This is a genomic window from Bacillus sp. GBSW19 (assembly GCF_002998655.1).
Classification (GTDB): domain Bacteria; phylum Bacillota; class Bacilli; order Bacillales; family Bacillaceae; genus Bacillus.
In genome coordinates this window covers 521,092-541,536 of the sequence record NZ_PVRF01000001.1, presented here as the reverse complement: position 1 = coordinate 541,536, position 20,445 = coordinate 521,092, and the positions used below count along the sequence as shown (strand labels likewise).

The 20,445-nt window shown below is 41.8% G+C and carries 26 protein-coding genes; 4 read left to right on the top strand and 22 right to left on the bottom strand.

Translation table 11 applies throughout. The annotated features are described in order from the left end of the window. Nucleotides 1–33 precede the first annotated feature (33 nt). The 6 genes from C6344_RS02910 to C6344_RS02885 form a co-directional block, all read right to left on the bottom strand. Nucleotides 34–2,184, bottom strand: a complete 2,151-nt coding sequence (locus C6344_RS02910; RefSeq protein WP_060596402.1) for a penicillin-binding protein — start codon at nt 2,182–2,184, stop codon at nt 34–36. 7 nt (nt 2,185–2,191) lie between these two features. Next, nucleotides 2,192–2,539 (bottom strand): cell division protein FtsL, encoded by a 348-nt coding sequence (ftsL, locus tag C6344_RS02905; RefSeq protein WP_012009864.1) that lies wholly within the window; start codon nt 2,537–2,539, stop codon nt 2,192–2,194. 37 nt (nt 2,540–2,576) lie between these two features. Next, entirely contained in the window at nt 2,577–3,509 is a 933-nt protein-coding gene (gene rsmH / locus C6344_RS02900; RefSeq protein ID WP_034662564.1) for a 16S rRNA (cytosine(1402)-N(4))-methyltransferase RsmH, read from the bottom strand. Nucleotides 3,510–3,575: 66 nt separating this feature from the next. Next, on the bottom strand, nt 3,576–4,007 hold the full coding sequence (gene mraZ / locus C6344_RS02895) for a division/cell wall cluster transcriptional repressor MraZ (protein ID WP_003211163.1): 432 nt from the start codon (nt 4,005–4,007) through the stop codon (nt 3,576–3,578). 128 nt (nt 4,008–4,135) lie between these two features. Beyond that, nucleotides 4,136–5,755 (bottom strand): bacillithiol biosynthesis cysteine-adding enzyme BshC, encoded by a 1,620-nt coding sequence (gene bshC, locus C6344_RS02890; RefSeq protein ID WP_106072701.1) that lies wholly within the window; start codon nt 5,753–5,755, stop codon nt 4,136–4,138. 65 nt (nt 5,756–5,820) lie between these two features. Further along, a complete protein-coding gene (locus tag C6344_RS02885; protein WP_106036769.1) occupies nt 5,821–6,720 on the bottom strand; it encodes a 2-dehydropantoate 2-reductase in 900 nt (299 codons plus the stop codon). Nucleotides 6,721–6,930: 210 nt separating this feature from the next. Here C6344_RS02885 and C6344_RS02880 point away from each other — a divergent pair, with 210 nt between their 5' ends. Beyond that, nucleotides 6,931–7,410 carry an N-acetyltransferase gene (locus tag C6344_RS02880; RefSeq protein ID WP_003211702.1) on the top strand — a complete coding sequence of 160 codons (480 nt, stop codon included), beginning with the start codon at nt 6,931–6,933 and terminating at the stop codon, nt 7,408–7,410. 46 nt (nt 7,411–7,456) lie between these two features. Here C6344_RS02880 and gerR read toward each other — a convergent pair whose 3' ends face one another. From gerR to C6344_RS02865, 3 genes are all read right to left on the bottom strand, one after another. Continuing rightward, nucleotides 7,457–7,996 carry a sporulation-specific transcriptional regulator GerR gene (gene gerR / locus C6344_RS02875; protein ID WP_060596186.1) on the bottom strand — a complete coding sequence of 180 codons (540 nt, stop codon included), beginning with the start codon at nt 7,994–7,996 and terminating at the stop codon, nt 7,457–7,459. 138 nt (nt 7,997–8,134) lie between these two features. Then, nucleotides 8,135–8,308 (bottom strand): 50S ribosomal protein L32, encoded by a 174-nt coding sequence (gene rpmF / locus C6344_RS02870; protein WP_008354700.1) that lies wholly within the window; start codon nt 8,306–8,308, stop codon nt 8,135–8,137. Between the two features lie 26 nt (nt 8,309–8,334). Further along, nucleotides 8,335–8,853: a YceD family protein gene (locus C6344_RS02865; protein ID WP_034662575.1), complete on the bottom strand. Its 519-nt coding sequence runs from the start codon at nt 8,851–8,853 to the stop codon at nt 8,335–8,337. Nucleotides 8,854–9,059: 206 nt separating this feature from the next. Here C6344_RS02865 and C6344_RS02860 point away from each other — a divergent pair, with 206 nt between their 5' ends. Beyond that, the gene (locus C6344_RS02860) at nt 9,060–10,304 is read left to right on the top strand and encodes a nucleotidyltransferase (protein ID WP_060596400.1); all 1,245 of its coding nucleotides are present in this window, start codon (nt 9,060–9,062) and stop codon (nt 10,302–10,304) included. A gap of 38 nt (nt 10,305–10,342) precedes the next feature. On the opposite strand, the gene C6344_RS02855 is transcribed toward C6344_RS02860, so the two are convergent. Together C6344_RS02855 and C6344_RS02850 are read right to left on the bottom strand one after the other, a co-directional pair. Beyond that, nucleotides 10,343–11,371 (bottom strand): SepM family pheromone-processing serine protease, encoded by a 1,029-nt coding sequence (locus tag C6344_RS02855; RefSeq protein ID WP_060596185.1) that lies wholly within the window; start codon nt 11,369–11,371, stop codon nt 10,343–10,345. Nucleotides 11,372–11,375: 4 nt separating this feature from the next. Beyond that, a complete protein-coding gene (locus C6344_RS02850; protein WP_106072249.1) occupies nt 11,376–12,155 on the bottom strand; it encodes a patatin-like phospholipase family protein in 780 nt (259 codons plus the stop codon). Nucleotides 12,156–12,313: 158 nt separating this feature from the next. On the opposite strand from C6344_RS02850, the gene ylbJ reads away from it, so the two are divergent. Continuing rightward, nucleotides 12,314–13,522, top strand: coding sequence for a sporulation integral membrane protein YlbJ (ylbJ, locus tag C6344_RS02845; RefSeq protein WP_106047761.1), 1,209 nt, complete (start codon nt 12,314–12,316; stop codon nt 13,520–13,522). 18 nt (nt 13,523–13,540) lie between these two features. Here ylbJ and coaD read toward each other — a convergent pair whose 3' ends face one another. The 9 genes from coaD to C6344_RS02800 form a co-directional block, all read right to left on the bottom strand. After that, complete coding sequence (gene coaD / locus C6344_RS02840) at nt 13,541–14,023, bottom strand: pantetheine-phosphate adenylyltransferase (RefSeq protein ID WP_106047758.1); 483 nt, start codon at nt 14,021–14,023, stop codon at nt 13,541–13,543. A gap of 3 nt (nt 14,024–14,026) precedes the next feature. Beyond that, nucleotides 14,027–14,614, bottom strand: a complete 588-nt coding sequence (rsmD, locus tag C6344_RS02835; RefSeq protein ID WP_258182064.1) for a 16S rRNA (guanine(966)-N(2))-methyltransferase RsmD — start codon at nt 14,612–14,614, stop codon at nt 14,027–14,029. A 280-nt stretch (nt 14,615–14,894) separates the two neighbouring features. Further along, a complete protein-coding gene (locus tag C6344_RS02830; protein WP_003212137.1) occupies nt 14,895–15,167 on the bottom strand; it encodes a YlbG family protein in 273 nt (90 codons plus the stop codon). Nucleotides 15,168–15,233: 66 nt separating this feature from the next. Continuing rightward, nucleotides 15,234–15,683, bottom strand: a complete 450-nt coding sequence (gene ricF / locus C6344_RS02825; RefSeq protein WP_007499807.1) for a regulatory iron-sulfur-containing complex subunit RicF — start codon at nt 15,681–15,683, stop codon at nt 15,234–15,236. 57 nt (nt 15,684–15,740) lie between these two features. Continuing rightward, the gene (locus C6344_RS02820; RefSeq protein ID WP_060596181.1) at nt 15,741–16,148 is read right to left on the bottom strand and encodes a hypothetical protein; all 408 of its coding nucleotides are present in this window, start codon (nt 16,146–16,148) and stop codon (nt 15,741–15,743) included. Nucleotides 16,149–16,220: 72 nt separating this feature from the next. Next, nucleotides 16,221–16,469, bottom strand: a complete 249-nt coding sequence (locus tag C6344_RS02815) for a YlbE-like family protein (protein ID WP_034318044.1) — start codon at nt 16,467–16,469, stop codon at nt 16,221–16,223. A gap of 19 nt (nt 16,470–16,488) precedes the next feature. Beyond that, complete coding sequence (locus C6344_RS02810) at nt 16,489–16,902, bottom strand: YlbD family protein (protein WP_034662600.1); 414 nt, start codon at nt 16,900–16,902, stop codon at nt 16,489–16,491. Nucleotides 16,903–17,010: 108 nt separating this feature from the next. Further along, nucleotides 17,011–18,054 carry a CAP domain-containing protein gene (locus C6344_RS02805; RefSeq protein WP_060596180.1) on the bottom strand — a complete coding sequence of 348 codons (1,044 nt, stop codon included), beginning with the start codon at nt 18,052–18,054 and terminating at the stop codon, nt 17,011–17,013. Between the two features lie 122 nt (nt 18,055–18,176). Continuing rightward, the gene (locus tag C6344_RS02800; RefSeq protein WP_034663862.1) at nt 18,177–18,599 is read right to left on the bottom strand and encodes a CBS domain-containing protein; all 423 of its coding nucleotides are present in this window, start codon (nt 18,597–18,599) and stop codon (nt 18,177–18,179) included. Nucleotides 18,600–18,760: 161 nt separating this feature from the next. On the opposite strand from C6344_RS02800, the gene C6344_RS02795 reads away from it, so the two are divergent. Continuing rightward, nucleotides 18,761–19,126 carry a YugN family protein gene (locus tag C6344_RS02795; protein WP_060596179.1) on the top strand — a complete coding sequence of 122 codons (366 nt, stop codon included), beginning with the start codon at nt 18,761–18,763 and terminating at the stop codon, nt 19,124–19,126. A 79-nt stretch (nt 19,127–19,205) separates the two neighbouring features. On the opposite strand, the gene ctaG is transcribed toward C6344_RS02795, so the two are convergent. After that, nucleotides 19,206–20,084 (bottom strand): cytochrome c oxidase assembly factor CtaG, encoded by an 879-nt coding sequence (gene ctaG / locus C6344_RS02790; protein WP_060596178.1) that lies wholly within the window; start codon nt 20,082–20,084, stop codon nt 19,206–19,208. 30 nt (nt 20,085–20,114) lie between these two features. Next, nucleotides 20,115–20,444: a cytochrome c oxidase subunit IVB gene (ctaF, locus tag C6344_RS02785; protein WP_003211520.1), complete on the bottom strand. Its 330-nt coding sequence runs from the start codon at nt 20,442–20,444 to the stop codon at nt 20,115–20,117. Nucleotide 20,445: the final 1 nt, after the last annotated feature.

The following is a 20,445-nucleotide window of genomic DNA, read 5'->3' as shown; positions in this document are numbered from 1 at the left end:
AAAAACCTAGCAAGCGGTTTGCTAGGTTTAAAGTTAATTTGGGCTTTTAAATGTCACAGTGACGACTTTGTCTGAAATCTCCGCTCCACTTTTGACACTTTGTTTTACAGCATATCCTTGTCCATTTGTTTCTATATGCACACCGGAAATCGAAGCATATTGAAGGACTTCCCTTCTGGACCAGCCTGTCATATCAGGCATCTTAATGGTTTTCCCTGCTGTTTTCAAGAAGACTTTCTGGCTTTCAGAGAATTCAGAGCCCGCACTCGGCCACTGGCGTTTAATGGAGAGGCCGTCTCCAATGACAACAGGCGCTAAGTGTTTATTTTTGGCTTCTGTTTCCGCCTGCTTCACTTCTAAATCCAGGAATGAAGGCATCGTTTCTTGTTTCACTTTTTCTGCGCCTGATTTTTTATCGTCTGTTTTTGTTGGTGCAATATTTAAATATAGCAGACTATTTTTCATCACAGGGTTAAAGATTTGAGAAACCGGGGCAGACCCTGTTTCTGTTTCAGACAGCTGCGGCTGCTGTACAGCTACATAAACAAGCAGCTTCGGATCATCTTTTGGCGCCATTCCCATAAATGAAAAGACGTAATCGTTTCTTCCTTGGAGGTAACCGCCGGCACCGCCAATTTGCCCCGTTCCTGTTTTTCCAGCAACGTCGAAGCCTTTGATTTGGTAAGGCTGACCTGTTCCAATTTTTGAGGAAACAACCTCACCTAATATGTCGCGAACTTGCTTCGCTGTATCAGATGAAATCGGTTTTCCTGCTGCTGTTGGTTCGTGCTGCAAAATCGTTTTGTTTGTATTCGGGTCTGTAATATGGTCAATGACATATGGCTTCATCATTGTTCCGCCGTTTGCTATCGCTGTGGCTGCTTCGATTTGTTGAATCGGTGTGATGGCTGACGCTTGACCATAAGCCGTCGATGCTTTGTCATATTCGTATCTATAATTGATTTTGCTAGACGCTTCGTTCGGCAAGTCAATCCCCGTTTTGTCATAGAAATGGAACTTCTGCAAATATTGTTCGTATCGTGTGAAGCCTAGTTTTTCTTTCGCCAGCTTTGCAAAGGCCACGTTTGATGAGCGAAGAACCCCTTGATGAAAGTCAATTTTCCCCCAGCCATTTCCATTGTTGTGGTCTCTCACAAGGCCGCCGCCTACTTTATAAGTACCAGATTGATATTTGTCACTGCCTTGGTAGACCCCTTCTTGGATCGCCGCAGCGAGGGTAAAGATCTTCATCGTTGAACCTGGTTCAAACGCATATGAAATGACATCATTGTTATAATTCGTAATGTCTAGTTCATTTAAATTAAAGCTTGGCCGCTGCCCCATCGCGAGAACCTTTCCAGTTTTCGGATCAACGACTGTGGCAATGATTTTCTTCGGCTTATACTTTTTGGCAACCTGCGTCATACTTTCTTCAAGAAACGCTTGAATTTTCTGATCGATGGTCAGCGTGACGTTTTTCCCGTCTTTCGGGGCAACAATGTCTTCTTTACTATTCGGCAAGGCCCATCCGCTTCTGTCACTGTTATATGTCACATAGCCGTCTTTCTCTTTTAAATATTTGTTCAGTGCCTTCTCAAGTCCCATTGCACCTGACATGTCCTTTGTCGCCTCATCTAATCTGGCATAACCGATCAGGTTAGAAGCAAACATGCCGTTTGGATAATATCGCTTCGTGTCTTTTTCAAATGCGACCCCTGGAAGCTTTAGCTTTTCAATTTTTTCCTTCGTTGAAAAACTAATATCTTTCCCCGCTTTACCAAACTCAACTTGGAATGCATCTTTTGTATTGAGACGCTTTAAAATTTCATTTTCACTCATGTCGATGACTTTTGAGAGCTCTTTTGCCGTCTTTTCTTTATCGACGACATGCATTGGATGCTTAGGGTCCACTGTCATTTTCTTGCTCATGACCGCAATGAGCTTATACACAGATGTATCCTCAGCAATCACATTTCCATTCCGGTCTAAAATAGACCCTCTTTTGGCTTCAAGTGTTTTCTTCGATTGATATTGTTCATTAGCCTTGGCGGCTAACACTTGTCCATCAACCGTTCCTGTAATCTGAATATAGATAAAACGTGCTAGGATGATAAAGAAAAACAGGGCGAAGCAAATACTTGCAATTGCCGCGCCTCTGTTCATCATTTTATTCTTTTTAGGCATCGCCATGTTAATCGACCTTCTTAACATCTTTCGATATGCTTAAGCCTGCTTTTTTCGCGGCTTCGATGATTCTTTCTGGTTCACTCAGCAAGTCTTTTTCCTTTTGAAGCTCAGTGATCTTCTTCGATTCTAAAGATACTTGCTGTTCTAATTTCTGCACTTCAATATTGGCGTGATAGACAGCAAAGGCTTTAGAAATGATGAGAATGGAGCTGCACATAAGAGCCATGACAAACATGACAAGTAAGATTTTTTCACCAAGTGTGATAGAACCTCTTCTTTTAATGACAACCGATTGGCCTTGCTGCTCTGTTTGATGTTGCTTCACTTCTCTTTGATAAGCCAAATTACTCATAAGAAACCTCCTTTTTATCATCATCTATGGTGTCGTTTTACTTTTTTTCTGCAATTCGGAGCTTCGCTGAACGGGCACGGTTGTTATGTTCCAGCTCTTGTTCTGATGCAACGATCGGTTTTCTCGTGATCAGCTTCAGCTTTGGTTCAAGTCCTTCTGGAATCACTGGTAGTCCGTGCGGAAGTTCTGGAAGAGAAGACATTTCTCTAAATGTACTTTTACAAATCCGGTCTTCAAGTGAATGGAATGTAATGACAGAAATTCTCCCCTTCGGATTGAGTAACTCTATTGCTTGTTCTAGTGCTTCTTCAAATACTTTCAATTCATCATTTACGGCAATTCGAATCGCTTGAAACACTCTTTTCGCTGGATGTCCGCCAGTTCGTCTTGCAGGTGCCGGAATTCCTTCTTTGATAATGTCGACAAGCTCACCCGTTGTTTCAATTGGCGCTTTTTTTCTTGCTTCTTCAATTTTGCGTGCGATTTGCTTGCTGAATTTTTCTTCCCCATATTTGTAGAAAATCCGAACTAGATCTTCAAATGGCCATTCATTCACCACTTTTTTTGCCGACAATGCGGCTGATTGATCCATTCGCATGTCAAGAGGTGCATCATGGTGATAACTAAAGCCTCTCTCTGGTGTGTCGAGCTGAGGAGATGAAACCCCAAGATCAAAAATCACACCGTCTACGCTTGTAATACCTTGTTCATTCAGACGTTCTTTTAAATATCGGAAGTTGCTTTTTATGAAAAGAATGTTCGCTTTAGCATCCGCGAGCTTCTCTCGTGCATGATCCAGTGCAGCATCGTCTTGGTCAAATCCAATCAATGTTCCTTTTTCTGATAATTGAGATAGTAAATATGAGCTATGACCTGCTCCGCCCAGCGTGCAGTCCACATATGTACCGTCTTCTTTTACGTTTAAACCGTCAACTGTTTCTTTTAATAATACTGTCTCATGTTGAAACATGATGTTATGGTCCCACCTTTTTCAAATAGAAATGAATGTGTAGAAAGCTTGCTGCACAAGGGATTATTATATATCAAATCCAATCATGTTTTCAGCAATTTCAGCAAAAGAATCTTCTTGCTCTTCTGTATATTGTTCCCAGATCGACTTACTCCACAACTCAATTCGATTTGAAACGCCGATGACCACACATTCTTTTTCGAGTTTTGCATATTGGAGTAGGTTTGATGCGATGTTTATACGCCCCTGCTTGTCCAGATCGCATTCGACTGCGCCAGAGAAGAAGAACCGGGTAAACGCACGTGCATCTTTTTTCGTTAGCGGTAGTGCTTTGAGTTTCTCTTCGATTAGTTTCCACTCACTCATAGGGTAGCCAAATAAACATTGATCAAGCCCTCTCGTCAGCACAAACTGTTCTCCGAGACCGTCTCTAAATTTAGCAGGGATGATCATGCGCCCTTTTGTATCAATCGTATGCTGGTATTCACCCATGAACATGATAATCAGAGCCCCACTTTCTCACCCTTACTCTCCACTATCCACCACTTCTCTCCACAAAACTTATTCTACACTGTTTCTACATAAAAAAAAACCCTGAACTAGTCAGGGTTCATTAAAACTTTATTTCAAAGTTTGACAATTTGTTGCTTGTTTTGAAATGAAAATGGCAGATTTTTGAACGTTTTGAAGAATTCTGGTCCATATTTGTTTAAAAAATACATGATATTCCAAATTCTTTCTTGCGGGGCGTCCAGTGGTTTTAAACTATTTTCAATCCGTTCAAAGTCCCGAAGGATATATCCTTCCTTCTCTTCCACACGCTGCGCCACCTTTTGATAAACAAATTGAAGCTGGTCTTCGATAAATTTGGCATTTTTATCTAGCAGCTGCTCGAAGTTTGGTTCAATCTCCAGTGCTTCTTGTCTCATCACACCATGAGCATTCGCTAATTCACGTTTGGCCTGTTGAACTGCTTGAACAAAGCTGTCTGGAAGACTTTGTTCAAAGTGCGATTCTTTCTTTTCATTCACTCCGCTTGTCAGCACTTCTTCTACCGACAGTTCTCTAACCGGCAGTTTCTTGTCGATGTGCCTTTCAAGAATGGTCACATGCAGTCTTGGAAGAACAGGCGCCATCTTTAATTTAAAATGCTCAAAGATTCCTTTCAGTTCTCCCCAATAGTTAACCTCACCGTGTCCTGCCATAAAAGCAAGTGTTGGGAGAAGGCTTTCCTGCATCAAGGGACGCGTCACCACATTGTTGCTAAACCGTTCTGGGTGCTCCTCAACTTCCTGCAGAAGCTCTTCCTTTGTCCATGTAAGCCCCACTTCTGATATAGAAAACCGGCCGTTCTCTTTCTCAATTAGGAAACGTTCCTCATCATATTCGTAAAATAGGTTTGCCTGACTGTCACCAGCTTCAATGATCGGCTGATATCCTGCTCGTTTCATGGCGGCCTGCGTGTCTTTTAAGCGAGCAGTGACTGCATCATTTGTCTCAACAATGTGCTTGAATAACGCACGCTCAAGTGGTTTTACACCTAAGTCACCTGAATTAAATAAAAGCAGTCCATCTTCTTCAAAGAGGTCACTTACAATCCATTCAAAGAAATCAGTAAAGGTTTGTGATTTGCGTAAACATCGAAGAAGCTGATCGAGCAAGTCATTGGTGTACGCAGATTCTTCATATGTTGAAAACACATCACGGAGCCATTTCTCGGTTTTTTCTTGATCAAGCGGGATTCTTTTCGCAGCCGCTTTTTTGACGTTATTTAATGGCAGCTTTTGTTTCACTGGTTCTTTTTCGCCAGACGTGTACACAAAATTAATTTCATCTACGTCATGATCCTCACCGGCTACCCAAAAGACCGGAATCACTGGGACTCCAAGCTCTGTTTCTTTTTCTTTTGCAAACTGAATGATGGATATGATTTTATGTATGGTATAAAGCGGTCCTGTTAATAGACCAGCCTGCTGTCCTCCAACCACCATGACACTCCGTTCATCACGGATCTTTTCAATGTTCTGACGCATCGCTGCCGATTCAAACTTTGCATGGTATGCGCTCATATAATCCGCTAAAGCCTCGCGCGGGAAGCTCATTTCCATGAGATCGTCGTATCTCTTTTTCCATGTGTGCTCAGAATGTATATCATAATCAAAAAAAGTCGTCATCTCTTTTTTTTCTTCTATATAATCACGTATGAATAAATTCTGACTTCGGATGGAAAGTTCAGTCAATTGCATGTTTAGAACTTCCTTTCTTCAATAAATAGTTAGTTTCCCGAAAAAAGTATAGCATGTAAATGATCTCACTCAAAAGATTTTGTTTGCTTTTTTTCCAATACTTCCAAGCTTCGATAAAAGAAAGTGAGATGTGGCGCCGCAACACCTTGAACTTGAGCCTTTTTTAAAAGATAGCCAACGATGGCTTTTCTTTCGGTTTGGCGGCCTTTCACAATATCTTGAAGCATAGACGACTGATTCGCAGCCGTTTTCTCACAAACAGAGATGACATAAGGCCAGAGCCGCTCTTTTTCAGACAATCCCAAGATGGATACCGCTTCATCAAATGCACATTTCATCATGTATTCATATGAGGGGTTTGCGATCAATTTCCCGTTTCTCACATGCAGCAAAGCCGTCAGCGGATTAATACAGACATTGACAAGCAGTTTTTCCTCCAGCACCTTTTTCCATTCATCCGTATAGATCATCTGAAAATGAGATGATGTCTCATTCAATGCATTTTTTATATCAGCTGCTTCCTCATGCTGAAATGCCCCCCACTTGATGACACCAATACCTGTATGGTTCACTGCATGATCTGACATCTTCATAGCCCCGTGTTCTACCACACCTATATATAATGAATGTGCCGTTTTCCAATTCTCCAAATCTAATAAGTGAGCCATTCCGTTCTGTAAAAATAAGATACGCTGACGAGGTAATGTCGATAATTCATCGAGCACATCTTGCAAATGATGATATTTCACTGTCACGATGAGCAAATCAAATACTCCTGTTATTCCTGTCTGTGCATGAACAGCCGCCTGACATGTTTCTCCTTTTACTGTTCGCTGAATGCCTGATGCTCGAATCTCTTCTGCCTGCTCTTTTCTTCTTGTAAAGACCGTGATGTCATGATGCTGTGATAAATAACTAGCACAAAGCAGACCAATCGCACCGCCGCCAATGATTCCAATGTTCAACTGCCGCACTTCCCTTTTTCTGTTTACTTCATTATATCAATTATTGTAACAGGTTCATGTCGTGATGCAAAAAGCAGATGGCGCGCTATGATTGAATTTTTTTAATTTAAAAACTATAATAATAAGTGTAAAAACTTTTCGAGGCGGATGGGATGAAAATGCCTTCAATGACATCACTGTCGACATTATGTGTGTAAGGGGGAAGATCATATGGCACAAGTAAAACGACTTCTAATTAATTACAAAACTTTAGAGGAATTTAAACAATTTAAGGAATACGGCATACAAGAGCTATCCATGCTTGAAGACCTTGAAAGCAATATGATTGAAAATGACAGCAACTCTCCATTTTACGGGATTTATTTTGGAGATAAGCTAGTGGCACGTATGAGCCTTTATCAAGTGGACGGCTCAACGACAACGTATTTTAACCACAATCATGATTATTTAGAGCTGTGGAAGCTGGAAGTGCTTCCTGGGTATCAGCGCAAAGGGTACGGCGAAGCACTTGTTGAATTCGCCAAATCGTTCGGATTGCCAATTCGGACCAATCCGCGCGTCAAATCAGCCGGTTTTTGGGATAAAATGGGCTTTGAAGCAGTAAAATATGATATGGAGCGCGATAAGGGTGAAAATCCACTCATCTGGGAGCCCGCTCATATTCAAAAAAATACAGGTGAATCCGCTTAAAGACTGATCACAAAACGCCCCTCCTTTCTCTGTGAGGGGCGTCTCTTTATTTAGCATATTCTTTTAAGCTGATATTCTGTTTGACTCTTTCAACAATACCAATGAGTGCCCGGTAATCTTCTTCTGTCATTTTTAATTGCCGCTTTAAGTGTTCATTTTCTTCTGTAAGTGACTTCAATTGATGCTGTGCATCTGCCAGTTCCTCGCGTAAATGAGCAGGTCCATCAGGTTCTTTTTCAAGCTGCTCTAAAAACTGAATCACTTCTCGAAGGGTCAATTCAGCCTGAATTGAAGATGTCTTCTCTTCTATGGTTAACGCATGCTGTGGTAAACCAGAGGAATGAATACCGATTTTTTTACGCAGTTCTTTCCGCTGTTTTTTCGCCAGCTCTATGCCTGCCTGATATTGTTTTCTAACGTATGAGTTCCACCTGAAACCACATGCTGCAGCTGTTCTTGACAATGCTTTCCCGACTTCCTCAAATGCGGAAAGCTGCGTTCCTCCATCTCGAATGTGCCTTAAGACGACTTCTGCTAAAAGTAAATCTTCATCTTGTGTCCATGCGTCCTGCCTTGTAATCGTCAATTGATCATCCCCCCTGAATCTGAATACCACATCATATGCGCCTACTAGAGTAGATAGACTATTTGCAGGAGAGAAACCTAAAAAATAGACAAATAAAAAAACGCAAGGGAAGATTCCCTCACGTTTTTTTATCAAGCATTAGTTACTTTTTACGTCTTTGCCTTTGTATGTTCCGCAAGATTTGCAGACACGATGAGAAATTTTCATTTCACCGCATTCTGGGCAAGCTACCATACCAGGTACTTGTAGTTTGAAATGCGTACGACGCAATCTTTTTTTCATTTTAGAAGTTCTTCTAAAAGGTACAGCCATTATTCCCACCTCCTTAAAGAGTTAAGTTAAGATTCATTATTTTCTTCTAAGAGCTTCTTCAAGCCTTCCAGACGCGGATCAATTCGGTTTTGATGTGCATCTTCCGAAATGACCGCCCAGTCATTCCCTTCTTGTGGTGCAGCACCTTTTACATCCGTTTGGTCGCAAAAGATTTGCATCGGCACTTCAAGAAGAATTTCTTCCTTGACTATAGGCGTTAAGTCGATGATGTCGTCTTCTACAATAGAAACGTCTTCATCTTCTATATCGTCTGTCTTATGAAGTACAAATAGTTCTTTCGTTGAAATCGCAAATGGATAATTTACATCAACAAGCGTTCTTGAACAAGGCAATGTCATTTCACCTGTGATGGTTAAATCAAATGCGACTTGCTTTGATTCGATCACTCCAGTCCCTTTCACCTCTACCGGTGAAATGCGACGTATATCTGAATGAAGGCTAGTAAGTTCATTTAAGTCAACCGTCTCATGAAAATCGAAGCTGTTTTTAGCTTTTTGATGTAACTGATAAACTGTCCATTTCAATTGTATCACCTCTAAGAGCAACAAACATGATTATAGCTTTCATCATGTTATTTGTCAATATTTTTTCTTTACAGTCCTTTGTGATGTCAGAGGGTTGTTTGACATCAGTTCGCGGAATGCCTACACTGAAAAAAATGGGCTTCATTTTTCCCTTATGCTACTTTAGCATAGACCATTTAACCATAGCAAGAAAGGCGGAACATCTATTGAAAGCAACAGGAGTCGTTGTCGAGTATAATCCATTTCATTATGGACATGCCTATCATGTTCGTCAGGCGAAAACACATACCTCCTCAGATGTTGCCATTGCCGTCATGAGCGGTTCCTTCCTCCAGCGTGGTGAGCCTGCCATCGTCTCAAAATGGGCGCGGACAAAAATGGCGCTGCAAAACGGTGTAGACATTGTGTGTGAGCTTCCATACATATACGCAGTGCAAAAGGCAGAAACCTTTGCAAACGGTGCTGTGGCGATTCTAGATGCTTTAAAATGCCGCTCCCTTTTTTTCGGCAGCGAGGATGGTGACATTAAAGCATTTGAGCGAACGGCTCATGCTTGGCTTGAGAAAAAAGGAGAAATTGACCTTTTCACAAAAGAAAAGGTGAAAGAAGGCCTTAGTTATCCAGCAGCTGCAGCAGCTGCGTTTCAAGAGGTGATTGATCCTAAGCACTTACTGGATCTGTCCAAGCCAAATAACATTTTAGGTTTCCATTATGTCAAAGCCATCTTGGAGAGATCCCCTCACATGCAGCCCTTTACCTCTCAAAGGATTTCATCTGGTTATCATGATGAAGAACTTCCTAAAAATCAGAAAATCGCAAGCGCAACAAGTATACGAAAAGCCTTAAAAGATCACGGCACATTTGAAACAGTCGCCCCATATCTCCCAGAAGCTACGCTCAAGCAATTACATGACTATCATTCTTCTTATGGTCTTTTACATACGCAAGAAGCCTACTTTAGCTTCTTAAAACAAGTCTTTCACACAATGGATACAGCAGAACTAGAAGGCATCTATGAAATCGAAGAAGGCATCGAACACCGCATGCAAAAGGCGATTTCACATGCGTCCTCCTACGAGGAATATCTATCTCTTGTGAAAACAAAACGATATACGTGGACAAGGCTGCAGCGGATGAATACACATCTCTTAATGAGGGTGAAAAAGAGTGCCATGCATGAGCTGCTGAAAGAGAGAGAAGCGCCTTACATTCGTTTACTTGGTATGTCAAAGAAAGGGCAGCAATACTTATCTCTTGTGAAAAAAGAATTGGACGTGCCGCTCATAAGCAAGCTGTCTGCCTTTTCACATCCCGCACTTGATCTTGATATTCGCGCGTCCCGCGTCTTCAGCCTGCCCGTTAGTGAGCCAATGCAAACGGACTTAACGGAAGCGGAGTTTAAAACCTCACCGATCCGATATGATGAAGAGACTGGTCTCTTCCAGTCTTAACAAAAAGAGCAGCCTTGATGAAGGCTGCTCTTCTTTGATTAAGATGCTTTCTCTTTTAATTTGTTTAAATAGTTCAGGGCATCTTGCATCGTATCTACAGGCACAATTTTCATATCACTTTTAATATCTTTCGCTGTTTTGACAGCATTTCGGTAGTCTGAATTTGAATCACCTTTATCGTTTGGTGCAAAGAATATATCTTTTCCGGCTTTATCTGCCGCCACGACCTTTTGATCGATTCCGCCAATTGGACCGACCGTTCCATCGGCGTCAATCGTCCCCGTTCCCGCAATCGCATAGCCATGTGTTTCGTCTTCTTTTGTGAGCTGGTTATAAATTTCAAGTGACATCATGAGACCTGCTGATGGGCCGCCGATATTTTCAATATCCACCTTAATGGAAGGCGAGACTTTCACATTTCGATCTGTAAATAATGATACACCGATTCCAACTCGATTCGGCTCTTCTTTAAATGGTTTTAACGTCACTTTCTCCGTGATGTCTTTGCCATTTCGTTCAAGGACAAAACGGACAGATGTACCTGCTTTTTTGCTGCTGATATACGAAACCATTTTATCAGCAGAATCATAGGTCTTGCCATCAACGCTTTTGATTCGGTCGCCCACTTCAATTTTGCCGTAAGCAGGCATTCCTTTCATCACGTAGCTAGCATATACCCCGTTAAACGTATAATCTACTTTTTTGCCTGCTTTTGTATACGCTGCAATCATGGCATTTTCTTGAGAGCTTTTCATCAGCTGAAGCTGCCTTTTCATATAATCTTCATCCGACTCCCCGTCCGCTTTAATATTTTCTTCCGGGACGATCTCGTCATATTTATTCATTTTCGCAAGCAAATACGTATACGGATTGGCTGGACCTACTTTTATCGTCATAAGTGAGAAGCTGCCCTTCTCGTCATATCCGCCGTCTACTTGAATGTGGGGAGCAATCTCGGTTGCATCACCCGGCTTTGTCACGTAATATGGCAGTTTGACAAAGGTTAAGCCAAATAATACAAGGATAACGACAAAAAAGCTGAGCCAGCGAATATTCAATTTTTTCATTCGATTAACACTCCCATTTATCAATGACATCTTTCAGTTTACCTGTTAGTTGATCTGCGGCGAGCTCACCTGCTTCAATCATCTCCTGCACCTGTGTAAATGCACTCGAGCTAAATGTTTCAAGCCTCGGCCGGATCATGACATCAGCGTGAATGGTTTGATGACGGACCAATTCATTTTGAAGGATGTCCAAACTCTGCATAATCACATCCGATAATCTCGTCGCCTTTTCTGTTTTTTTCACCCTTGATACATCAGAGGCGATAATGAGGTCCGCGCCCATTTTTTTTAAAACAGACACAGGAATGCGGTCAACAACCGCTCCATCGACTAGCTGTCTGCCTCCCATTTCATGAGGAACAAACACGCCCGGAATGCTGATGCTTGCTCTGACTGCTTGTGAAACAGACCCTTTTTTAAACACGACCTTCTCCCCTGTCTCGAGGTCACAGGCAACCACCGCAAGGGGCATTCTTAATTCTTCAAATTTCTTCCCATATGTAAACGTGTGAATCAGCTGCAACATTCGATTCCCTTTTAAAAGACCGATTTTTGGCAGTGTATAGTCAGCATAATACTTTCTTCTGAAGACAAGTGCAAGTTTTTTCATTTTTTCTACGTCTTGTCCTGCCGCATAAAAGCTCCCAACAAGTGCGCCAATACTGCTGCCAGCGATCATATCTACCTGAATTCCTTGTTTTTCAAGACTAGATAAAACTCCGATATGCGCCATTCCCCTCGCACCCCCGGAGCCTAACGCAAGTCCAATGACTGGTCGCCTCATGAAAATCCACCCTCCTCTTTTCTATGCATATATACGAATCTATTGGTCTAAACATGCCCCTTCTGCTCGTATAGTAATAGAAGACAGGCTCGGCTAGTGTCTTTCTTTTTTGATCACGAGCTCGCCAATAGATCATAACGGCAAGGGGCGAAATCTCCATGAAAAAATGGAACACTCTGTTCATCGCTGCTTTTTTTATCTTTTTAACAGCCACTGTGATTACACATCCACAAGCCTCTTTGCAAGCGTCTAAAAATGGACTTGCAATGTGGTGGGAGGTTGTATTTCCATCATTGCTTCCTTTTTTTATTTTGTCCGAGCTATTAATTAGTTTCGGGATTGTCAGATTTGTCGGGGTATTATTAGAGCCATTTATGCGCCCCATCTTTCGAGTGCCTGGTGTAGGGGGATTTGTCCTAGCAATGGGAATGGCATCAGGCTTCCCTTCTGGTGCGAAATTAACCACAAGACTCAGGCAGGAAGGACAACTGACACAAATCGAAGCAGAGCGCCTCGTTTCTTTTACAAATTCATCGAATCCATTGTTTATTTTCGGTGCGGTGGCTGTTGGTTTTTTTCATCATCCAGCTTTAGGGATTGTTTTGGCATGCGCACATTATTTAGGGAATCTCGCTGTTGGTGTGACGATGCGGGGATATAAAGCGCGGCATGATGCACATCTGAGAAGCCGTAAGCGATTTTTATTCCCACCGTTTCAAGAGGCATTCAGCGCTCTTCATACAGCAAGACTCGCAGAGAAAAGACCGCTCGGCCAAATTTTAAGTGATGCGGTGATGTCATCAGTCCAAACTCTCTTTATGATTGGCGGCTTTATTATCTTATTTTCTGTATTTAGTAAAATGCTGTCAGTTGTTCATGTGACGGACCTCTTATCCATAGGGATCGGATATATGCTGCAAACGATGCATCTTCCGCCAGAATTAGATCTTGCGATGATTGCCGGTTTATTTGAAATCACATTAGGAAGTCAGCTGACAGGGTCACAGGAAGTCACCCTTCTTGCTAAAACGATTGTCGTCAGCTTTATATTAGGATTCAGCGGGTTTTCTGTTCAAGCTCAGGTCGCCGGCATTCTGGCGGCAACAGATATACGCTTTAAACCGTTTTTCTTCGCTCGTTTGCTTCACGGAATTTATGCAGCTGTTTTTGCCTTTTTATTGTTCAAGCCTCTTTATGTCTCTCGATCTGACATGGCTCTCCCAGCAGGTGCCTTTGAAGCAAGCCAGCAGATCGTCGTGTACAGCAGTGTGCTTTGGAATCAGCTTGTGACAGCTGGCCCATTGATCACGCTATGCAGCTTGATCTTGTATATCGCGCTATACTATCAGAAATTAAAAAAAGGATGAGTGCACGGTGCGGTGCACTCATCCTTTAAATTTTCCTTTCAGCGCTGCTTCTACCTCTTTTGGGACAAGATCTTTGACTGATCCATGATATTTCGCTACTTCTTTGACAATGCTGGAACTTAAGAAGGAATATTGATTGTTGGTCATCATGAAAAACGTTTCAATTTCATCGTTTAACACTTTATTCATTGATGTGCCTTGCATTTCATATTCAAAGTCCGTCACAGCTCTTAATCCGCGTAAAATAACTTTGGCTTCTTTTTGTTTCGCATAATCAATAAGCAGACCGTGAAAGGATTCAACTTTGATATTTGGCAGATCCTTCGTCGCCTGGCGAATGAGCTCACACCGTTCTTCAACAGTAAATAACGGTTGTTTGGATGAGTTATTTAGTACACATACATACACTTCATCAAAGATCTTTGCACCTCTTTTGATGATATCCAAATGGCCCAATGTGACTGGATCAAAGCTACCCGGACAAACGGCTATGTTTCCCATGCTTTAATTTCCCCGCTTTCTATAGATCGTAATACCAGTCAACCCGTACAGTTCCTGTCTTGATATGTAAAGCTGTCCAGCTTCCTCTGGCAGTGTGACGTCCTTATCATGCTCACACACGATCACGCCGTCATCTGTTAATAAGGCATGCTCGTCAATCATTTCAAGAAGTGCTTTCAGCTGTTGATCTTTATAAGGCGGATCAAGAAAGATCGCTTGAAAGGATTCCTCTCGTTTCACAACGGCTGAGAGTGCACGCTTTGCCTCGTTTCGAAACACTTCACTTTGATCGAGCAGCGACAATTGGTTGAGGTTTCCTTTAATCGTCTGAATTGCCTTCATATCTCGATCAACGAAAATGCAATGATCGAATCCTCTGGAAAGCGCTTCAATTCCTAAACCACCGCTTCCCGCAAATAAATCAAGGGCCCATCCGCCATCAAAATACGGGCCGATCATATTAAATATAGATTCTTTTACTTTATCTGTCGTCGGTCTTGTTGATTGACCTGGTACCGCTTTAAGTGTGCGGCCTTTTCTCGTTCCAGAGATGACTCTCATTTTCCCACCACTTTTTCTGCTTGCTTCTATTGGTTATTGTTTATGACAAAAAATTCAACATTATCTTACCACAACACTCCGCAGGGGACAATGCAAGGATTTTCATTCATTTTCTATGTATAGATCAAGGAATGCGGGGTCATACTATTTATAACAGCATCTGATGTGGTGCTGTTGCCAACCGCGGAGAAGACTTACGTTTCCCCATAAGTTCTTCCTCCGGTTTCTCCTCTCCCTTTGCCTTCTCCTTAATGAATCATTAAGAATAGAAGGACCCCGCGGGTGATGCCGCGGGGATTTTTTTGTGTCTTTAAAAGCCCACTTTATAATCATACTCTTTTGCTTTGTCCAATTTGGATTCGTACTCTAATTTAATAAAAGGTTTATATGAAGGCTCAACACGCTTCACAAATGGCAATGAGCTGAGCTTAGCCATATGACGCTCGAGATCATTCATATCACAATAGATCACTGCATACTTCATTTTCCTTGAAATATAGTGAACATTTCCAAATTTTCTTAGCGCCTTTGACTGCTTTAACGAATGCAGCCAAACGACCATCCCTTGACGTTTGGTTTCCATCTTTTCACCTGCCGCTTTTTCAATTCTTTTCAGTCATTATGTAAAAGACGAGACATTCAAGTCTCGTCAAGATACTTTACAGCCACAGCTGCCACCTGATCCACAGCCACCGCCGCATGATGATAGACCATCAAAATATGGGTTCCCTGTTGGAACTTTGATATATGCTGATACAGCTTGACCGATTTCAATACTAATCTCATCTAAGATGGATTGAATCGCTGTTTCTGCTTTTTTGAAATCAACCACTGTATCGTGAAGATCTAACTTTCTTTTGACCTCACGCATTTCCTTTGAGATCGTTCTATAGTCCGGATGGTATTTGCCGAACCGCTGCACATCCTCATATTGCTCTTTTACTTTTGTAAAATGGGCAATAATTTGTTGGGCTTCTTCGTCTTGCTGGAGACGCTTAAAGCAGTTGCGGTAATGTTCAGCCTCCTCCGACTGAAGAATCATGGCAGCCAATTGATTCGCTTCCTCTTGGAGCTCCACAGATTCGATTGTCGCATACATAAATGTTGCACCTCCAATTCATAGTTTACCACGAAACCTATGGATCAGAAAATGCTTTTACGTGACAAATACATCCCATGTTTCTCTTTTCTGCTTATATTCTGGATGACGAGAATTGAGCACAACGGTCATTTTATGCTTTCCTTTTGAAAGATGCTTGACCACAAATGCAGCAGTATACTCGTTGCCTGCACGTTTTCCGTCTACATACACTGTAAAATATCCCGTCTTCTCATTCTTTTTTAGACGCGAAGGTTCAAGATGAAAATCTTGTAGTGTACTTTCTATATAGACAGAAGACCCCTGCACTTTGTATTTTAAAAAGCCTTGCTGCTTCATTTCGCTTTCGGCTTGCTGCATCACTGGTACAGCTGGATCTTGCTTCATGACTTGCTTCTCTCCATGTTGACTTTGACACCCGGTGACAAGAAAAAGCAATGCGCATATTGACAGCATCCATTTCATCTTCTGATTCTCCTTTCATCTACTTTTATAGGATGCTCAGGAAATAGACATCTTAATCAACTCAAAAAAGCCTCACCCGGCTCCATTTTGATTGCGCATTGCTTGGAACATTTGAATCATCATTTCAGCCATTTGAACACTGTTGCTCAACTGACTCACACGATGAGGAATGGTTTTTTCGTAAAAATTCATTTTATCTAATTCAAAGGACGATAGCTTTTCAGGATGTCGAGTCAGCTGTCTGTACCAGAGAGGACGCTGTCTGATGAATTTGATTCGATCCTCTTCGGCCATGACAAACTCCTGTACTTCTTTCCGCACCAAAAGCATCCCCTTTCAATTAATCTTTCCTGAAGGAGAATGGGTGCTGACTGCCTCCAGATGAACCTTTCTTTGAGCCATTTGATGAAAATTGTCCGAGTAAGCTTTGTAAAGAGGAAATAGACTGGCTCATTTTGTTGATTTGTTCATTCATTTGATCAGCGTCCATTTTTTTCACGGCAGAAACCATTTTAGACATAAAATCTGCTTTTCCCAATTCACTTGGCTTAGAGGCTTTTTCTTCTTTACCGCCTTCAGATTGCGTTTGCCGGTAAGGAGACCACATCTCGTCTTCTTCACCAAACATGATCCAATTTTCGTATACACTTTGCCAGCTTTTTTCTTGCGTTTGCACTTCTTGAATTAACTTCGGATGGCGTCTGACGAATTGTTTAAATTCATCAATGGATGTTTGTTTTTGTTTGTTTGTCATATCCTCACCCCCCATACAAATGCCTACTATACTATATACACCAGCAGCTATTTTGGTGAGCCTCTTTTTCAATCAAAAAAACAGCTGCGATTGTGCAGCTGCTTTCGTTTAAGATGTTTTCTTGATGAAGTTTTGAGTGTAGTATTTTTCTTTCACACCTACGCCAAGGTGTGTGTAATCTTTATTTAATAACGCCTTCCTATGACCTTCACTATTGAGCCAGCCTTCTACCGCTGCAGGTCCATCTACATAATTATAGGCAATGTTTTCACCTGCGAGCTGAAATGCCACCTCGCCTCTTTCTAACCGATCTTTCAGCGTACCGTATTTTTTTGATTCATGGGAGAAATAATGATTCTCTTTCATGTCCTCACTATGCATGAATGCCACTTCAGAGGTTTCATCATCCCACCTTAAGGTCGGCAGTTTGTACTTATGACGGATAATATTGGTCATATCAAAAATTTGTTTTTGACTGGAAGCTTCGATCTCTTTCCATTTTTCACCTGATATTGCCTCAGGTTCTATCAATTGACCACGATAGACGACCTCATATGGCTTTTGTTTCACAAATGTATCTGCGTTAAACGCCCTGATACTTGAAAGAGTGCTTTCAAACTTATCCATGTAAAGCTGAACATACACATCATCTCCCACTTTCACAGTGGGTCTTGTATTCATATCATCTTCTGAGAATTCAAAGCGGTATGAATTTTGTTCATCCTCTACATGAATGTAAGGTGCAATTTGTGTTTTTTTAAATACTTCACTTGTGGCTTGACCGATTTTAAACGGTTCGACATTGAGCCCGTCTCCTGTTGCAAACAGGGTCACCACTTTACTATCCTTTACCCCTACTTGAATATAGTGCTTCTTCGATTGGTTGTATATCCACCAGTCATAATCATATGCGGAAGGATCAATGCGATCTGGTTCTCCCAGCTGTTTAAGCACTTCGTTTGAAGATTTCCCCATAAAGGACATGAGCCCCTTTTTCGGGATGTTGATCGGCTTATCGCTAGATGTTTCTTCATTAGACACCTTCGGTTCATTGCTGTTTTCTTTTTCTGGTGAAGATCCATATTGAATAAACAGAACGTACGTTCCAGATATAATCAGGAGGATGAGGAGTGTTTTGAGCACAGTTTTCAAATAAACACCTCCGTTAAATTGGCAAGGTACAAAAAGTACCTTCTACTGTCATTTAAACAAAACTCGCTTCATTTATCAACGACAATACAGCCTATTTAACACGAATTTAAAATATGCCCCTCTTAATGAAGAAATCCTTGCCCGTGATCTTGATCCTGTTGAGAGATTTCTGTCAGTGCATCTCCCGCACGATCATTTGATAAATCTTCGACTGATAAATCTCCAAGAGCGACAATCCCTGTTAATGCGCCATTTTTCACAACAGGAATGCGGCGGAGCTGGTGCTCTGACATCAGCCGGACAATTTCTTCAAGCGTTGCATCTTCTTCAGCTGTCAGTACTTCCTTCGTCATCAGCGAGCCCACTTCCTGTGAGTTTGGCTTTTTTTCTGCAATGCCTCTGAGTACAAGGTCACGGTCTGTCACTATGCCAACGAGCTGATCTCCGTCAACCACCGGAATGGCCCCAATGTCCGCGTCTCTCATTTTGACTGCCGCTTCATACGTATTGTCGTCTTGCTGACATGTCACTACTTTTTTTGTCATAATTTCTTTGATTTTTTTCGTTTTCACATCGATTCCTCCATCTATTATTTTCTTTATTACTGTAACCAGGTTATAAAAGAACATACCTTTCACAGTTGAAAGTTTAACGCTTTCATACTATGATTGTCAGTAAAGGGAATTTTTATAAGGAGGGGTTTTGGGTGAAGTTTGAAGGTACGGGGATTGAAAAGGTAGCAGCTGACTTAAATAAATTAGATTTCATCATGGAAAGTGAAGGATTTGTACGAGCCGATCAATGGGATTATGAGCGTGTGACGTACGACAGAAAGTATAACATGGTAGAGGGAACCTTTTATTTACGGATTTCCGGCTACGCCACCGAAGGAGATGTTGGTTCCAAAAGAGCACACATACAGCTTCTAACACCTTTACTTGGAAAACATTATTATCCGCACGGTGTTGAATACGGCGAAGGCGAAGATTTCCCTAAATCTCTCATCCAATCAAGCAAGAAAACGCTTGAACAGCTGAAAGATAAACTAGAAGCAATGACTGCTGAAGCATAAAAGAAGACAAAGGGCTAAAATCAAGATCATTTTAGCCCTTTGTCAACAATCTGAGCACAGCCATACGGCTGTGCTTTTTTCATTCATATTTCGGAATCAGCGCATCTGGTACGGCATCTTTCGCTCTTTCTTTTCTTGCCCAGTCAAAGAACACAACAGCAAGGATCGAGCCGTACACAATCTCCTGAATAATTTTCATCAAAATCGCGCCTAGCTGCTGGTCCTCTAGCAGAGGCAAGGTATGGAACATTTCAGGACCTGTAAGCGCAAGGCCTGCCAGCATATCACTTGGCACGCATAAGTGCAGTGCCTGTATCCAAGCGCCAGCATCAGAATAGGTTGCATAGATCGGTGCCTCACTAAACATGATGAGAGCACACGCAGGAGTCATCAATATTCCGTCTGCCATGATATAACCAAGCTTTAAAATGCCTGTAATCTGCGGCTGACTTTGGACTTTATGAACGAGCGGCCACCACATGAAAAAGGCAGCGATAAAAATGACCACCGTCATCAACGCATGATAAAACGGATCTGTTTTCACAAAATCAAACACAAGCGGAATGTGATACATCGAAAACAATCCGTTAAATCCAAGCAATGCAATTAAAGGCTTGGAAAACAAACGAAAAATTTGCTGAATGCCTGGTGTTTGTATGATCCGCTCCCAAATGGCCGCAGGTAATCCTGTAATAAGGAGAGGCGGAATGACTAAATAGAGCACCGCCATTTGCGCCATATGTGCACTAAACATAATATGCCCCATTAAATCAATTGGGCTTCCTTTCACGGCGTATAACAGGACAAGCCCCGTCAGAAACAACGTTTTCTCTTTCACCGTCGCACGGTGCTTTCCCTTTGTCACAAGAAGCAAATAAAGAGCAGCTGCTATGACAATACTAGTCAAATAGTAAGGGCTCCATAATGCCCGAAATCCGAATATTTCTAAGTTCTCCATTGCTGCGCCTCCTTCAAGGGCAAAGCGGGCTTACCACCAAATAATGGTCAAAAAGGCTAATACGGTAATAAACGCGACAAACACACCTGAGTAAAGAAACAATGCGGGTGTTTCATGCCCTTTTTGGTTCATGTGCATAAAATAATAAAGCTGAAAAGCCACCTGAATAACTGCAAGCAATAAAATAAATGGTACTGCGAACCAGTTCCCAACGTCTTCTGAAGCAATTGTTAAAAAGGCAACAAAGGTTAATCCAATCATCAAGCCGAAAGAAATGAGCTGATGCTTCATTTCTTCGGCATTTTTCTTTTTACGGTATACAAGATCGACTTTAGACTGATTTGTGTTTTTATTTCCCATT

What these genes read in the sequence shown, in the direction of transcription:
- C6344_RS02910 (WP_060596402.1), bottom strand. Translation starts at nt 2,184, where the DNA reads ATGCCTAAAAAGAATAAAATGATGAACAGAGGCGCGGCAATTGCAAGT.
- ftsL (WP_012009864.1), bottom strand. Translation starts at nt 2,539, where the DNA reads ATGAGTAATTTGGCTTATCAAAGAGAAGTGAAGCAACATCAAACAGAG.
- rsmH (WP_034662564.1), bottom strand. Translation starts at nt 3,509, where the DNA reads ATGTTTCAACATGAGACAGTATTATTAAAAGAAACAGTTGACGGTTTA.
- mraZ (WP_003211163.1), bottom strand. Translation starts at nt 4,007, where the DNA reads ATGTTCATGGGTGAATACCAGCATACGATTGATACAAAAGGGCGCATG.
- bshC (WP_106072701.1), bottom strand. Translation starts at nt 5,755, where the DNA reads ATGCAATTGACTGAACTTTCCATCCGAAGTCAGAATTTATTCATACGT.
- C6344_RS02880 (WP_003211702.1), top strand. Translation starts at nt 6,931, where the DNA reads ATGGCACAAGTAAAACGACTTCTAATTAATTACAAAACTTTAGAGGAA.
- rpmF (WP_008354700.1), bottom strand. Translation starts at nt 8,308, where the DNA reads ATGGCTGTACCTTTTAGAAGAACTTCTAAAATGAAAAAAAGATTGCGT.
- C6344_RS02855 (WP_060596185.1), bottom strand. Translation starts at nt 11,371, where the DNA reads ATGAAAAAATTGAATATTCGCTGGCTCAGCTTTTTTGTCGTTATCCTT.
- C6344_RS02850 (WP_106072249.1), bottom strand. Translation starts at nt 12,155, where the DNA reads ATGAGGCGACCAGTCATTGGACTTGCGTTAGGCTCCGGGGGTGCGAGG.
- ylbJ (WP_106047761.1), top strand. Translation starts at nt 12,314, where the DNA reads ATGAAAAAATGGAACACTCTGTTCATCGCTGCTTTTTTTATCTTTTTA.
- coaD (WP_106047758.1), bottom strand. Translation starts at nt 14,023, where the DNA reads ATGGGAAACATAGCCGTTTGTCCGGGTAGCTTTGATCCAGTCACATTG.
- C6344_RS02830 (WP_003212137.1), bottom strand. Translation starts at nt 15,167, where the DNA reads ATGGAAACCAAACGTCAAGGGATGGTCGTTTGGCTGCATTCGTTAAAG.
- ricF (WP_007499807.1), bottom strand. Translation starts at nt 15,683, where the DNA reads ATGTATGCGACAATCGAATCTGTGGAGCTCCAAGAGGAAGCGAATCAA.
- C6344_RS02820 (WP_060596181.1), bottom strand. Translation starts at nt 16,148, where the DNA reads ATGAAATGGATGCTGTCAATATGCGCATTGCTTTTTCTTGTCACCGGG.
- C6344_RS02810 (WP_034662600.1), bottom strand. Translation starts at nt 16,902, where the DNA reads ATGACAAACAAACAAAAACAAACATCCATTGATGAATTTAAACAATTC.
- C6344_RS02800 (WP_034663862.1), bottom strand. Translation starts at nt 18,599, where the DNA reads ATGACAAAAAAAGTAGTGACATGTCAGCAAGACGACAATACGTATGAA.
- ctaG (WP_060596178.1), bottom strand. Translation starts at nt 20,084, where the DNA reads ATGGAGAACTTAGAAATATTCGGATTTCGGGCATTATGGAGCCCTTAC.
- ctaF (WP_003211520.1), bottom strand. Translation starts at nt 20,444, where the DNA reads ATGGGAAATAAAAACACAAATCAGTCTAAAGTCGATCTTGTATACCGT.